The 13,732-nt window shown below is 62.7% G+C and carries 12 protein-coding genes; 5 read left to right on the top strand and 7 right to left on the bottom strand.

Annotated elements, in window-relative coordinates; genetic code table 11:
- Window positions 1-139 precede the first annotated feature (139 nt).
- The 3 genes from ACVWWQ_RS01545 to cmk all read right to left on the bottom strand — a co-directional run bounded on the left by ACVWWQ_RS01545 (window position 140) and on the right by cmk (window position 3,031).
- Window positions 140-439, bottom strand: coding sequence for an integration host factor subunit beta (locus ACVWWQ_RS01545; RefSeq protein WP_099652202.1), 300 nt, complete (start codon window positions 437-439; stop codon window positions 140-142).
- 69 nt (window positions 440-508) lie between these two features.
- Window positions 509-2,182 (bottom strand): 30S ribosomal protein S1, encoded by a 1,674-nt coding sequence (gene rpsA / locus ACVWWQ_RS01540; protein ID WP_099652203.1) that lies wholly within the window; start codon window positions 2,180-2,182, stop codon window positions 509-511.
- A 171-nt stretch (window positions 2,183-2,353) separates the two neighbouring features.
- Complete coding sequence (gene cmk / locus ACVWWQ_RS01535) at window positions 2,354-3,031, bottom strand: (d)CMP kinase (protein WP_208321614.1); 678 nt, start codon at window positions 3,029-3,031, stop codon at window positions 2,354-2,356.
- A gap of 111 nt (window positions 3,032-3,142) precedes the next feature.
- Here cmk and ACVWWQ_RS01530 point away from each other — a divergent pair, with 111 nt between their 5' ends.
- From ACVWWQ_RS01530 to ykgO, 4 genes are all read left to right on the top strand, one after another.
- Window positions 3,143-3,400, top strand: a complete 258-nt coding sequence (locus ACVWWQ_RS01530; RefSeq protein WP_133950470.1) for an acyl-CoA-binding domain-containing protein — start codon at window positions 3,143-3,145, stop codon at window positions 3,398-3,400.
- An 86-nt stretch (window positions 3,401-3,486) separates the two neighbouring features.
- Window positions 3,487-5,505, top strand: coding sequence for an NADPH-dependent 2,4-dienoyl-CoA reductase (locus ACVWWQ_RS01525; protein ID WP_133950472.1), 2,019 nt, complete (start codon window positions 3,487-3,489; stop codon window positions 5,503-5,505).
- Window positions 5,506-5,844: 339 nt separating this feature from the next.
- Window positions 5,845-6,756 carry a LysR substrate-binding domain-containing protein gene (locus ACVWWQ_RS01520; RefSeq protein ID WP_133950474.1) on the top strand — a complete coding sequence of 304 codons (912 nt, stop codon included), beginning with the start codon at window positions 5,845-5,847 and terminating at the stop codon, window positions 6,754-6,756.
- A 62-nt stretch (window positions 6,757-6,818) separates the two neighbouring features.
- The gene (ykgO, locus tag ACVWWQ_RS01515) at window positions 6,819-6,944 is read left to right on the top strand and encodes a type B 50S ribosomal protein L36 (RefSeq protein WP_007508267.1); all 126 of its coding nucleotides are present in this window, start codon (window positions 6,819-6,821) and stop codon (window positions 6,942-6,944) included.
- A gap of 108 nt (window positions 6,945-7,052) precedes the next feature.
- Here ykgO and greA read toward each other — a convergent pair whose 3' ends face one another.
- From greA to carA, 3 genes are read right to left on the bottom strand one after another with little or no spacing between them, the layout of a single operon-like run.
- Window positions 7,053-7,529, bottom strand: coding sequence for a transcription elongation factor GreA (gene greA, locus ACVWWQ_RS01510; protein WP_099652208.1), 477 nt, complete (start codon window positions 7,527-7,529; stop codon window positions 7,053-7,055).
- Window positions 7,526-10,753 carry a carbamoyl-phosphate synthase large subunit gene (gene carB, locus ACVWWQ_RS01505; protein ID WP_133950477.1) on the bottom strand — a complete coding sequence of 1,076 codons (3,228 nt, stop codon included), beginning with the start codon at window positions 10,751-10,753 and terminating at the stop codon, window positions 7,526-7,528. The genes greA and carB overlap by 4 nt, the downstream gene beginning before the upstream one ends.
- Window positions 10,746-11,882, bottom strand: a complete 1,137-nt coding sequence (gene carA / locus ACVWWQ_RS01500) for a glutamine-hydrolyzing carbamoyl-phosphate synthase small subunit (RefSeq protein WP_133950479.1) — start codon at window positions 11,880-11,882, stop codon at window positions 10,746-10,748. The genes carB and carA overlap by 8 nt, the downstream gene beginning before the upstream one ends.
- Before the next feature lie 213 nt (window positions 11,883-12,095).
- Here carA and ACVWWQ_RS01495 point away from each other — a divergent pair, with 213 nt between their 5' ends.
- A complete protein-coding gene (locus ACVWWQ_RS01495; RefSeq protein ID WP_099652211.1) occupies window positions 12,096-12,791 on the top strand; it encodes a 2OG-Fe(II) oxygenase in 696 nt (231 codons plus the stop codon).
- Between the two features lie 138 nt (window positions 12,792-12,929).
- Here the strand turns inward: ACVWWQ_RS01495 and dapB are convergent, their stop codons facing one another.
- Window positions 12,930-13,730: a 4-hydroxy-tetrahydrodipicolinate reductase gene (gene dapB, locus ACVWWQ_RS01490; RefSeq protein ID WP_133950481.1), complete on the bottom strand. Its 801-nt coding sequence runs from the start codon at window positions 13,728-13,730 to the stop codon at window positions 12,930-12,932.
- Window positions 13,731-13,732: the final 2 nt, after the last annotated feature.

The raw sequence follows: 13,732 nt of genomic DNA, 5'->3' as shown, positions 1-13,732 counted from the left end.
TGACTGGCACAGGCAGTATGGCTCCCCCGTGCTCCATTGATTCGTTCGAGCTCGCCAATCCGTGGACAAAGCATAAAAAAGGCAGGCTGACTTGCGTCACCTGCCTCCGATCTCTTGCGACCATCGCTTGACCAACCGGTCAGGCGATGTCCTGCTCCAGATCCTGGTTGACTCTTTCACGCAGCTCCTTGCCCGGCTTGAAATGCGGAACATGCTTGCCGGGCAGTGCCACCGCTTCACCGGTCTTGGGATTGCGTCCCATGCGCGGTGGCCGGTAGTGCAACGCAAAACTGCCGAAACCACGCACTTCGATACGTTCGCCATGAGCCAGGGCCTGGCTCATCTGTTCGATGACGCTTTTGACAGCCATCTCGACATCGGCAAACGCAAGATGGGTCTGACGCCTCGCCAGCGCCTCGATCAATTCGGATTTAGTCATGGGCCCCAATGTCCGTGACGCGAAACAGCGGGGCGGCAAAGCCGCCCCGCGTCAGACTGATGCAAGTGATCAATCGGCCTTGTTGAACTGCTCCTTGAGCAGCGCACCAAGCTTGGTCGTGCCACTGGCAGCCGAGGAGTAATCCACCGACGTATCCGGTGCATCTTCCTCGTCCTTCGCGCGGATCGAGAGCGCCAGCTGGCGACCCTTGCGATCCATGCCGGTGAACTTGGCTTCAACCGCGTCGCCGACCTTCAGATGCAGGGTCGCATCCTCGATCCGCTCCTTGGCGATGTCGTTGGCACGCAGGTAACCCTCGACGCCTTCGCCCAGATCGATCACGGCGCCCTTCGCATCGACTTCCTTGACGGTGCCGTTGACGATCGTGCCGCGCGGATTCGCTGCCATGAACTGGCCAAACGGATCCTGCTCCATCTGCTTGATGCCGAGCGAGATGCGCTCACGCTCCGGATCAACCGCCAGCACCACGGCCTCGATCTCGTCGCCCTTCTTGAAGTTGCGAACCAGATCTTCGCCGGACATCTGCCAGGAGATGTCGGACAGGTGCACCAGGCCGTCGATGCCGCCGTCCAGACCGATGAACACACCAAAATCGGTGATCGACTTGATCTGACCGGAGACCTTGTCGCCCTTCTTGTGCATGGCTGCAAAGGCTTCCCACGGGTTCGAGCGAGTCTGCTTGATACCCAGCGAGATGCGGCGACGCTCCTCATCCACGTCCAGCACGGTGACTTCGGTTTCGTCACCGACCTGAACCACCTTGGCCGGGTTGACGTTCTTGTTGGTCCAGTCCATCTCGGAAACGTGCACCAGGCCTTCCACACCCGGCTCGATCTCGACGAAGCAGCCGTAATCGGTGACGTTGGAAACCTTGCCGAACAGACGGCTGCCGACCGGATAGCGGCGGGCAATGGCGACCCACGGATCGTCGCCCAGCTGCTTCAGGCCCAGCGAAACGCGGTTGCGCTCCTTGTCGTACTTCAGCACGCGCACGTCCAGCTCGTCGCCGACGTTGACCACTTCGGACGGATGACGCACACGCTTCCACGCCATGTCGGTGATGTGCAGCAGGCCGTCGATGCCGCCCAGGTCCACGAATGCGCCGTAATCGGTGAGGTTCTTGACCACACCCTTGACGACGGCACCCTCGGTCAGGCGCTCAAGCAGCTGCTCGCGCTCGGCCGAGAACTCGGTCTCGACGACGGCGCGGCGGCTGACCACCACGTTGTTGCGCTTGCGATCGAGCTTGATGATCTTGAACTCGAGTTCCTTGCCCTCGAGGTAGGTCGGCTCGCGCACCGGGCGCACGTCGACCAGCGAACCGGGCAGGAACGCGCGAACGTCCTTGATGTCGACGGTGAAACCGCCCTTCACCTTGCCCGAGATCATGCCCTTGATGGTCTCTTCTTTGTCGAACGCCTGCTCGAGGTCGTCCCACACCATCGAGCGCTTGGCTTTCTCGCGCGACAGCTTGGTCTCGCCGAAACCGTCTTCCAAAGCTTCGAGGGCTACCTTCACCTCGTCGCCTACCTGCACTTCCAGCACGCCCTCTTCGTTCTTGAATTGCTCGATCGGGACGATGCCTTCGCTCTTCAGGCCAGCGTTGATCACGACGACGTCGTTGCGGATTTCCACAACGATACCGGTGACGATGGCGCCGGGCTTCAGCTTGGAAATGGCGCCTTGGCTCTGTTCAAACAGTTCGGCAAAACTTTCAGTCATGTTGATTCCATAGTGGGAAAGGATCGTGGTTCATTGCGCTGGAATGGTTGATGCGCGAACTTCGGATCCACCGGTTGAGGGTGTATGAGGGGTTCTCATGGAACCATCCGCCATCACCGTTGACCAAAACCCCTGCCGAAGCAGGAGCACGAACGCCACCGTGCCATCCGTTCAGGACTGCACGACGGCAAATACTTTCGCAACGACCTCGTCGATGCCCATGCCGGTGGTATCCACCAGCAAGGCATCAGCGGCAGGCTTGAGCGGCGCCACGGCGCGCGATGCATCGCGGCTGTCACGCGCCTCAATTTCGCGCTGAAGGCCAGCAAGTGTAACGCTGAGTCCCTTTTCCTTCAACTGCTTATAGCGTCTTTTCGCTCTTTCGGCGGCGCTGGCCGTGAGGAAAACCTTGAAGGCGGCATCCGGAAAGATCACCGTGCCCATGTCGCGCCCATCGGCGACCAGTCCGGGCGACCGGCGGAATCCCAGCTGCATGGCGACCAGGGCCTCCCGCACGGACGGCATCGAAGCGATCGCCGAGGCCGCTGCGCCGGCGGTTTCCGTGCGCAATTCGTCCGTGGCGTCGTGACCGTTGACGACCACCCGGGTCTCGCCACCGTCGGCAGCGGCGACGAACCTGATCTTGGTGGTCTGGGCACAGCGGGTCACCGCCTCTTCGTCCGACAGGTCGAGCCCGGCCATGCCGGCGGCATAGCCCACGGCGCGATACAACGCCCCGGAATCGAGCAGGCGCCAGCCCAGACGTTCCGCCACCAACGCGCTGATCGTGCCCTTGCCCGACCCCGATGGTCCGTCGATGGTGAGTACGGGTACGGTGGCGTGGCTCATGGCGGGGATCCTGGGCTGAACGGCAAAGCGCGCAGTTTAACGCGTTGACCCCACTCCGGACGCGTGCTATCTAGCCATCCCATCCTCGTACAAGCGACACCTGGCTGCCCCATGACCGATCTTCGCAACGAGTTCGAACAAGCCGCCAGAGATATCCAGCGCTTGGCCAGCCGCCCTGACAATGACACCTTGCTCAAGTTGTACGCCCTCTACAAGCAAGGCTCTGAAGGTGACCTCAAGCGCACCCAGCCCGGCTTTTTCGACTTTGTCGGTACCGCCAAGCACGAGGCCTGGGCGCAGTTGAATGGTGTTGCGGAAGAAGAAGCGATGCACCGTTACATCGCGCTGGTACAGCAACTGCTGACCTGAAATCGGCGCCCTGCCCGCAAGAGGCTTGCTTTCCGATAGCGAACACCGGCACATTCATACGATCGTTTGAGCCGCTCGTGGATCGCATGACTTATCCCCATCTGTTTGCCCCGCTCGACCTGGGCCATGTCACCTTGCCCAACCGCATCCTGATGGGTTCGATGCACACCGGGCTGGAAGACAAGGCGAGCGACTACGACAAGCTGGCCGCTTATTTCGCCGAACGCGCGCGTGGCGGCGTGGGTTTGATGGTCACCGGCGGCATCTCTCCCAGCATCGCTGGCTGGTTGAAACCCTTTGGCGGTCGCCTGACGATGCCCTGGCACAAGCCGCGTCATCGCAAGCTCACTGCGGCTGTCCATGGCGAAGGTGGGCGGATCTGCATGCAGATCCTGCACGCGGGTCGCTACGGTTACCACCCGCTGTCGGTGGCACCGTCGAAGATCAAGTCGCCGATTACCCCATTCACGCCGCGCGCCCTGTCCGGGCGAGGCGTGGAGCGCACCATTGACGACTTCGTGCATTGCGCGAAGCTCGCCCAGGAGGCGGGTTACGACGGCGTCGAAGTGATGGGTTCGGAAGGGTATCTGATCAACGAGTTCATTGCGGCGCGAACCAACCGGCGCGATGACCGCTGGGGTGGTGATGCCGAGCGACGCATGCGATTTCCGATCGAGATCGTGCGACGTACCCGTGAAGCGGTCGGCCGCGATTTCATCATCATCTATCGACTGTCCATGCTCGATCTGGTCGAGGGCGGCCAGGACTGGGACGAGATCGTCACGCTGGCCAAGGGCATTGAGGCCGCTGGTGCCAGCATCATCAATACCGGCATCGGCTGGCACGAGGCGCGCATTCCCACCATTGTCACCAGCGTGCCGCGTGCCGGTTTCGCCTGGGTCACCGAGAAATTGAAGGGCGAAGTGGCGATTCCGCTGGTCGCCACCAATCGAATCAACATGCCCGATGTGGCCGAACGCATCCTGGCCAGTGGCGAAGCCGACATGGTCTCGATGGCGCGTCCGTTGCTGGCCGACCCGGCTTGGGCCAACAAGGCCAAAGCCGGCCGCAGCGAGCGCATCAACACCTGTATCGCCTGCAATCAGGCCTGCCTCGATCACGTGTTCCAGAACCGACGCGCCAGTTGCCTGGTGAACCCGCGCGCCTGCCATGAAACCGAACTGAAGATCGAGCCGGCGCTTACCCGCAAACGCATCGCCGTGATTGGCGCAGGCCCCGCCGGCATGGCTTGCGCCAGCACCCTGGCCGAGCGTGGCCACACGGTGACGCTGATCGACCAGGCCAGCGAAATCGGCGGACAGTTCAATGTCGCCAAGCAGATTCCAGGCAAGGAAGAATTTCACGAAACCCTGCGTTATTTCCGTCACCAGTTGCCGGACGTCGGGGTCGACGTCCGGCTCGGCCAGCCGGCGGACGCAGCTTCATTGCGCCAGGCCGGCTTCGACGAAGTTGTCATCGCCACGGGCATCACGCCACGACAGGTGAGCTTTCCCGGCAGCGACGATCCGCGCGTGCTGAGTTATCTCGACGTGCTGGCACGGCACCAGCCCGTCGGGGCGCGGGTGGCCGTCATCGGCGCTGGCGGGATCGGTTTCGATGTGGCCGAATTCCTGGTCGAACACCTGCCCTCACCCACGACCGAGGTATCCCGCTGGACCCGCGAGTGGGGCGTGGACATGGCCCTGAAACAGCGCAGCGGACTGCAGGCGCCGGCGCCGGAACCACCCGTGCGCCAGGTGTGGTTGCTCCAGCGCAGCGAGGGACGACTCGGCGCACGGTTGAACAAGACCACCGGCTGGGTGCACCGGGCCACGCTGAAAGCCAAGCAGGTGACCATGCTTGCCAAGGTCGGGTATGAGCGTTTCGACGATCAGGGCCTGCACATCACGCTCGACGGCAAGCCGCAGATCCTGCCCGTGGACAACGTGGTGATCTGCGCGGGCCAGCTGCCGAATCGTCGCCTCGCGGACGAGCTGATCGCCGCCGGCCTCACGGTGCACGTCATCGGCGGCGCCGACGTGGCGGCCGAACTGGACGCGAAACGTGCCATTGACCAAGGGACCCGGTTGGCCAGCACCATCTAGCCACGTCGGCTCGCCGAAGCTGGTGTTGTTGATCATTGAAAGCTCGTGGCCGCCGAACGAGGTGTGGAGCGGCTGCCCCGGCTGCCCGGCGTCCACAGATGACGACAGCGCGGCCGAAGGGTCGCGCTGTCGTTTCTGCAAAAGAAAGCGCCCCGCAGGGGAGACGCATCGACGTGGGTTCAGGGGGGGAGATGAACCAGACGTCGTATTTAGCGTCGCTGCGGGGCGAGGGTCACCGCCACTAGGGGGGAGGGGAAGTGGCGGGACGGCGTCATTTTATGATCGATCCAATAAAGTATCTAATATATATTTGGCGCCTGATTAATTCGGTATCCATATATGTTCGATCTCCGCCAGTTACGCTATTTCGTCGCCGTCGCGGAAGAACTCAGCTTTACCCGGGCCGCCTTGCGGCTGCATTTGTCGCAGCCTCCCCTGTCGCAACAGATCCGGGCGCTGGAAGAAGATCTGGAGGTTCGTCTGCTCGAGCGAACCAAACGCCACGTTTCGCTGACCGAGCCCGGTCGCGTCTTTCTGGAGCAGGCACGGCAAATTCTGGCCAAGGCCGACGAGGCGCGCAGCCAGGTGACTGCTGCTGCGGCCGGCTACAGCGGTCAGTTGCGATTGGCATACAGCGTTTCGGTCTCGTTTCACCCGGCGCTGCCGCAGGCGCTGCTCCGCTACGGCCAGATCGCCCCGAAGGTCGCCTTGCAATTGAGCGAAATGTATACCGAACCGCAATTTGCCGCCCTGCTCGCCGGCCAGATCGACGTCGGCTTCGTAAGGGATGAGCCCGCCAACCCGCTGACGGCACGCAGCATTCGCCTCAACGTGATCGATCGGGAACCCCTGCTGCTCGCGCTTCCCACCGGCCACCCGCTGGCTGGGCGCAGCAGCCTGCATCTGGCGGAAGTTGCAGGCGATTCCTTTGTTTCGCAACCGCGCCAGCTGGTGGCCACGTTATATGACCGGTTGGTGAAACTGGCCACGCGCGCCGGCTTCCAACCCACCATCATCCAGCACGCCCAGCAGGTGAACGGTCTGTTGGCACTGGTCGCCGGTGGCTTGGGCCTGGCGCTTGTCCCCGCCAGCATGCGGGTCGTGCGCCTGGCCGGCGTCAGCTATGTGCCGCTGGAAGACGCCGATGCCTATCTGTTGCTGGCGCTGGCCTCCCGCGTCGACGACACGTCACCGGTGTTACAACAGTTCCTGGCTACCGTGGCCGAAACCACGATGACACCGGGCTTGTGACAATTGATTCAACTGGTTACAATTGTCGACTTACTTTATTCTTTTTGTGTCAGGAGCTGGCCGTGAAGGTGCTTAACTCTTTGAAGTCCGCCAAGGCGCGGCATCGCGACTGCAAGGTTGTTCGCCGTCGCGGCAAGGTGTTCGTGATCTGCAAGAGCAATCCCCGTTTCAAGGCTCGTCAGCGCTGAGTCATCGCGTAATGGCGACACGAAGAAGGCCGCGAAAGCGGCCTTTTTTGTGCCCGATAACGGCATGAGGGGCTCCGGGGAGTGCGTCCGCCGAAGCCCGCCACGCGCCTAGTCGTAACGCACGCCGGTGATTTCGTAATGCTTGACGCCGTTCGGCGCGGTGAATTCGAGACTGTCGCCCTCGCTCTTGCCGATCAGCGCCCGCGCAATCGGCGATGACACCGCGATCAGGCGCTGCTTGATATCGGCTTCAAGGTCACCCACGATCTGGTAGGTCACCGCCGCACCGCTGTCCTCGTCTTCCAGATCCACGATCGCGCCGAAGACCACCCGCTTGCCCGGATTCAACTGGGCAACATCGATCACTTCAGCGGTCGACAACAAGGCTTCCAGCTGGGCGATACGCCCCTCGGTGAAGCTCTGCAGCTCGCGCGCGGCGTGATACTCGGCATTTTCTTTCAGATCGCCATGCGCACGGGCTTCGGCAATCGCCGCGATGATGCGTGGGCGGTCAACCGACTTCAGCTTCTCCAGTTCGGCGCGCAGGCGCTCCGAGCCGGTCTTGGTGATGGGTGGACGACTCATGCGCTGAGTTCCTTGTGCAGTTCCTGCAGACTGTGCACCTCGCCATCGCTGTGGAAATCGAGCGAGTGGACGAGAGCGCGCGCGCCTGCGACGGTGGTGGAATAGGTGACGCGATGCTGCAAGGCTTCACGTCGGATCGAGAACGAGTCGGCGATCGCCTGCTTGCCCTCGGTGGTGTTGACGATGTACGCGATCTCGCCGTTCTTGATCAGGTCGACGATGTGCGGGCGGCCTTCCAGGACCTTGTTGACCCGCTCGCAGACCACGCCATGCTCGGCCAGATAGCTGGCGGTACCTGATGTCGCCACCAGGTTGAACCCGCGGGCAATGATCTCCTTCGCCACCGGCAGCAGTCGTTCCTTGTCACCATCGCGGACCGACAGGAATGCCTTGCCCACGACGAGTGTCCGGATTCCGGCCGCCTCGTGGCCTCGGGCAAATGCTGCTCCGAAACTGCGGCCCACGCCCATGACCTCGCCGGTGGAGCGCATCTCGGGCCCGAGGATCGGATCCACGTTCTGGAACTTCAGGAACGGGAAGATGGCTTCCTTCACCGAGTAATACGACGGTATGACTTCGCGCGTGGCACCAAGGCTGACCAGCGAACGCCCTGCCATCACCCGCGCGGCCACCTTGGCGAGGGACACACCGGTGGCCTTGGACACGAACGGCACGGTGCGCGAGGCGCGCGGATTCACTTCCAGCACGTACACCGTGTCACCCTGGATCGCGAACTGGGTATTCATCAGGCCGACGACTTTCAGCTCCTTCGCCATGGCCGTGACCTGGCGGCGCAACTCGTCCTGGATCTGCGGGCTCAACGAGTAAGGCGGCAACGAACACGACGAATCGCCCGAATGCACGCCGGCCTCCTCGATGTGCTCCATGATGCCGCCAATCAGCACATTGCCCTCGGCATCGGCGATCACATCCACGTCGACTTCCACCGCGTGGTCGAGGAAGCGGTCCAGCAACACCGGCGAATCGTTGGAGACCTTCACCGCATCGCGGATGTAACGCGACAGATCGGCGTCGTCATGCACCACTTCCATCGCGCGTCCGCCGAGAACATAACTCGGGCGCACCACCAGCGGGTAGCCGATCTCGCGCGCCAGCGCCAGCGCCTCGTCGGCGTTGCGGGCGGTACGATTCGGCGGCTGCTTCAGACCGATCTTCTCGATCATGTGCTGGAAGCGTTCGCGATCCTCGGCCAGGTCGATCGAGTCCGGACTGGTGCCGATGATCGGCACGCCGGCAGCTTCCAGCGCGCGTGCCAGCTTCAACGGCGTCTGCCCGCCGTACTGCACGATGACACCCTTGGGCTTTTCGATGTGCACGATCTCGAGCACGTCTTCCAGCGTCAGCGGCTCGAAGTACAGCCGGTCGGACGTGTCGTAATCCGTCGACACGGTTTCCGGATTGCAGTTGACCATGATGGTTTCATAGCCATCCTCGCGCAGTGCCAGCGAGGCGTGCACGCAGCAATAGTCAAATTCGATGCCCTGCCCGATCCGGTTCGGGCCACCGCCCAGCACGATGATCTTGTCGCGGCTGGTCGGTTCGGCTTCGCACTCTTCCTCGTAGGTCGAATACATGTAGGCGGTGCTGGTGGCGAACTCGGCGGCGCAGGAATCCACGCGCTTGTACACCGGGCGCACGCCCAGGGTATGCCGCAGGTGACGCACGGCCGCCTCGTCGGTGTTCAGCAATTCGGCGATCCGCGCATCGGCGAAACCCAGCCGCTTGAGCTCACGCATGCGCGGTTCGTCCAGCGCGGTGATCCCCTGCGCGATCACGTCCGCTTCGGTCAGCACGATGTCCTCGAACGCGGCGAGAAACCACGGATCGACGCGGCTGAGGTTGAACACTTCCTCCAGCGACAACCCGGCGCGGAACGCATCGGCCAGGTGGAACACACGGTCGGGACGCGGCTCGCGCAGTTCGCGCTTGAGCACGGCCAGGCCATCATCGGTCTCGATATCCAGCCCGGTCGGATTGAGGCCGGTCTTGCCGATCTCCAACCCACGCAAGGCCTTTTGCAGCGACTCGTGGAAGCTGCGGCCGATGGCCATGACTTCGCCAACCGATTTCATCTGGGTGGTCAGGCGTGCATCGGCGGCCGGGAATTTCTCGAACGCGAATCGCGGAATCTTGGTGACGACGTAGTCGATCGACGGCTCGAACGAGGCGGGCGTCAGGCCGCCGGTAATGTCGTTCTTCAACTCGTCCAGCGTATAGCCGACGGCCAGTTTCGCCGCAATCTTGGCGATCGGGAAACCGGTCGCCTTGGAAGCCAGCGCTGATGAACGCGACACGCGCGGATTCATCTCGATGACGACCACGCGGCCATCTTCGGCATTGATGCCGAACTGCACGTTGGAGCCGCCGGTGTCCACGCCGATCTTGCGCAGCACGGCGATCGAGGCGTCGCGCAGGCGCTGGTATTCCTTGTCGGTAAGAGTCTGCGCCGGCGCAACGGTGATCGAGTCACCGGTGTGCACGCCCATCGGGTCGAGGTTTTCGATCGAGCAGACGATGATGCAGTTGTCCGCGGTGTCGCGAACCACCTCCATCTCGAACTCCTTCCAGCCCAGCACGGATTCCTCGACCAGTACCTCGCTGGTCGGCGACAGCTCAAGGCCACGCTTGACGATCTCCTCGAACTCCTCGCGGTTGTAGGCGATGCCACCGCCGGAACCACCCAGGGTGAAACTGGGCCGGATCACGGTGGGAAAGCCGACCTTGGCCTGGGTTTCCAGCGCCTGCTCGAAGGTGCGCGCAATCTCGGCCTTCGGGCACTCCAGCCCGATCTCGGCCATCGCCACGCGGAACAGTTCGCGGTCTTCCGCCATGCGGATCGCTTCGCGCTTGGCGCCGATCAGTTCGACGTTGTACTTCTCAAGCACGCCGTTGTCGGCCAGGTCCAGCGCGCAATTCAGGCCGGTCTGTCCGCCCATGGTCGGCAGCACCGCGTCCGGGCGCTCCTTGGCGATGATCCGCTCCACCGTCTGCCAGTTGATCGGCTCGATGTAGACCGCGTCGGCAGTTTCCGGGTCGGTCATGATGGTGGCGGGATTGGAGTTGACCAGAATGACCCGGTAACCCTCTTCCTTCAGCGCCTTGCAGGCCTGGGCGCCGGAATAGTCGAACTCGCAGGCCTGGCCGATCACGATCGGGCCGGCACCGATGATGAGAACGCTCTTGATATCGGTACGCTTAGGCATGCGTGCGAGCCTCCTGCATCAGGTGGGCAAAACGTTGGAACAGATAGCCGACATCGAGCGGCCCCGGACTGGCTTCGGGATGTCCCTGGAAGCAGAAAGCGGGACGGTCGGTCAGCGCAAAGCCCTGCAACGAACCGTCGAACAATGACGTGTGGGTGACCCGGACGTGGGCGGGAAGCGTGGTTGGATCGACCGCAAAACCGTGGTTCTGCGAGGTGATCAGCACCCGGCCGTCATCGTGGTCCTTGACCGGATGATTGGCACCGTGGTGGCCGAACTTCATCTTCACCGTCTTGCCGCCGAGCGCCAGGCCCATCAACTGATGGCCAAGGCAAATGCCGAACAGCGGGATTTTTGCCTCCAGAAATTGCCTGGTCGCCTCGATGGCGTAGTCACATGCTGCCGGATCACCGGGGCCGTTGGACAGGAACACGCCATCGGGCTTCATGGCAAGCACGTCCGCGGCCGGCGTCTGCGCCGGCACCACGGTCACTTCGCAACCCTGCTCGGCGAGCAGGCGCAGGATATTCAGCTTGGTTCCAAAGTCGTAGGCCACCACCTTGAAGCGCATCGGTGGCTGGTTGAACGCCGTGCGATCCAGGTCGAAAACGCCCTGGTTCCAGACATAGGGCTTGGTGGTGCTGACCACCTTGGCCAGATCCATGCCATTCAGGCCGGGGAACGCGCGCGCCTTGGCCAACGCGGCTTCAGCGTCGACCTGTTCGCCCGCCATGATGCAGCCGGCAAGAGCGCCCTTGTCGCGCAGGATGCGGGTCAGCCGACGGGTGTCGATGCCGGCGATGGCGACCGTGCCATGGCGCTTGAGATAGTCAGGCAAGCTTTCGGTACTGCGCCAGCTGCTGGCCCGGCGCGGTATGTCGCGCACGATCAGTCCGGCGGCATGCACGGCCGTGGACTCCACATCTTCGGCGTTGACGCCGGTGTTGCCGATATGGGGATAGGTCAGCGTGACGATCTGGCGCGAGTACGAGGGATCGGTAAGGATCTCCTGGTAACCGGTCATCGCGGTATTGAAAACGACTTCGCCAACGGTCTCGCCGGTTGCACCGACGGCGTGACCATGGAACACGCTGCCGTCTTCAAGGGCCAGCAGGGCAGGAATAGGCATACGGTAACCGCCTTTTTGATGCAGCAAAGTCCGCAAGCCGCACGATTGCTGGCTTGTGGAGCTTGGGAAGGAAAGGATCTGGGCGGGTGGAAATGATAAGTGGGGATGTCGTTTCTGTCCACCTCATGAAACATCATTTCAGGGGGTCCGGCACCTTTTCAGTCAGTCGCCCGGCGCTACACTAGGCCACATTTTTTCGGAGATCGATGCCCCATGAGTGCTGCTGTCCTGCTCGATCCCGCGCGTCTTGACCGCCCGGATACCACGGTGCAGCACGATCCATTTCCGTTCATGGTGGCTCACGGACAGTTGCCCGACGAAGTGCGAAGCGACCTGGATCGCGACTTCCCCCAGTACGCGAGCGCCGGATTCTTTCCCTACGATCCCGCCGACTGCGGACCGAGCGTCAACGCCCTGATCCAGGACATGACCGCACCGGCATTCGCCAGCGCCATCGGCCAACGACTGGGCATCGAAAATCTCGGCCAGTACCCCACCCTGGTGACGCTGTGCCGATTGCTGAACAAACGCCATGGCACCATCCACACCGACAGCAAGTCCAAGATCGCGACCGCGCTCATCTATCTCAATGCGCAATGGCCAGACACCAGCGATGGCTGCCTGCGCTTTCTGCATCGCATCGACGACATTGACAGCGTGGCCGCGCCTGAATTGACGCCGCTCTATGGCGAATTTGCTGTCTTCAAGCGTTGCGAAAACTCCTTCCATGGCCACCTGCCCTATGAGGGTGAGCGGCGCGTCATCCAGGTCGCCTGGCTGACCAGCGAAAAGGAGAAGCTTCGCAAGACCAAGCGAGGCAAGTTCTCGCGCGTGTTCAAGAAGATCTTCGGAAGCCTGGACAAGAAGCTGGGCGCAGGTCGGGATCGCAACGCATCGCATCGCGACTGAGCCTGTTTTCCGTCGCTCGAGCGCACTGCCGACAGCAGCGCCGATCGGGTTTCGCGCTGGCCAATGAGTGCAGAGCCGGCTGCCTCTTGATTGGCAGAATGCGCCTTCGGGCATCAGCCATGCCAAGCTGGCAAGAACTCAACGTGGCGCAGCGATCACGTCCTCGAGGTGCCAAAGGCCAACCTCACGGCCAGCCAGCCAATGCGCGGCCTGCAGCGCGCCTCGCGCAAAAATCAGGCGATCGGTGGCACGGTGGACCAGCTCCAGCCGCTCGCCCTGGCCGATGAGCAACGCGGTGTGTTCACCCACGATGTCGCCGCCGCGCACCACGGCGAAACCGATGGCACCATCACTGCGCTCACCCGTCTGACCTTCGCGGGCATGCACCGCGGTTGCCTCGAGCGTCGTGTAGCGCGCCTCAGCGGCAGCTCGCCCCAAGGCCAGCGCCGTTCCCGAAGGAGCATCCTGCTTGCGACCATGGTGTGCCTCGACGATCTCCAGGTCCCACTCGCGCAAGGCGCCGGCAGCCTCCCGCAGCAGCCGCGTCAATACGGCGACGCCAAGACTGAAGTTGGCCGCTCGCAGGATCGCGATCTGCCGTCCCGCATCAGCAAGGCGCGCTTCCAGCGCAGCATCGAGACCGGTGGTACCGCTCACCAGGGCGACATCGTTTGTCAGGCAATGATCAAGCACCGATGTGAGCGCATCAGGGCTGCTGAAGTCGATCACCGCGTCCATCGCCGGGGAGCCTGCCCAATCGTGGGCATAGCGCAAGACGCTGTCGGTTAGCGGTGCCACCAACTGACCATCACCTTGCGAATCGGGCGCCACCACCGCGTGCACCAATTCAAAGCGAGGATCCGCACGGACCAGATCCAGCAAGGCGCGCCCCATGCGGCCAGAGGCTCCGTTGATGGCGAGGCGAACGGGATGAGTCATCG

Source organism: Rhodanobacter sp. TND4EL1 (assembly GCF_054061035.1).
Note: the sequence above shows the minus strand (reverse complement) of the source record. Positions and strands in the feature narration are given on the sequence as shown.

Bases quoted from the DNA above. Each gene is read 5' to 3' on its own strand.
- ACVWWQ_RS01545 (WP_099652202.1), bottom strand. From the start codon at position 439: ATGACTAAATCCGAATTGATCGAGGCGCTGGCGAGGCGTCAGACCCAT.
- rpsA (WP_099652203.1), bottom strand. From the start codon at position 2,182: ATGACTGAAAGTTTTGCCGAACTGTTTGAACAGAGCCAAGGCGCCATT.
- cmk (WP_208321614.1), bottom strand. From the start codon at position 3,031: ATGAGCCACGCCACCGTACCCGTACTCACCATCGACGGACCATCGGGG.
- ACVWWQ_RS01530 (WP_133950470.1), top strand. From the start codon at position 3,143: ATGACCGATCTTCGCAACGAGTTCGAACAAGCCGCCAGAGATATCCAG.
- ACVWWQ_RS01525 (WP_133950472.1), top strand. From the start codon at position 3,487: ATGACTTATCCCCATCTGTTTGCCCCGCTCGACCTGGGCCATGTCACC.
- ACVWWQ_RS01520 (WP_133950474.1), top strand. From the start codon at position 5,845: ATGTTCGATCTCCGCCAGTTACGCTATTTCGTCGCCGTCGCGGAAGAA.
- greA (WP_099652208.1), bottom strand. From the start codon at position 7,529: ATGAGTCGTCCACCCATCACCAAGACCGGCTCGGAGCGCCTGCGCGCC.
- carB (WP_133950477.1), bottom strand. From the start codon at position 10,753: ATGCCTAAGCGTACCGATATCAAGAGCGTTCTCATCATCGGTGCCGGC.
- carA (WP_133950479.1), bottom strand. From the start codon at position 11,882: ATGCCTATTCCTGCCCTGCTGGCCCTTGAAGACGGCAGCGTGTTCCAT.
- ACVWWQ_RS01495 (WP_099652211.1), top strand. From the start codon at position 12,096: ATGAGTGCTGCTGTCCTGCTCGATCCCGCGCGTCTTGACCGCCCGGAT.
- dapB (WP_133950481.1), bottom strand. From the start codon at position 13,730: ATGACTCATCCCGTTCGCCTCGCCATCAACGGAGCCTCTGGCCGCATG.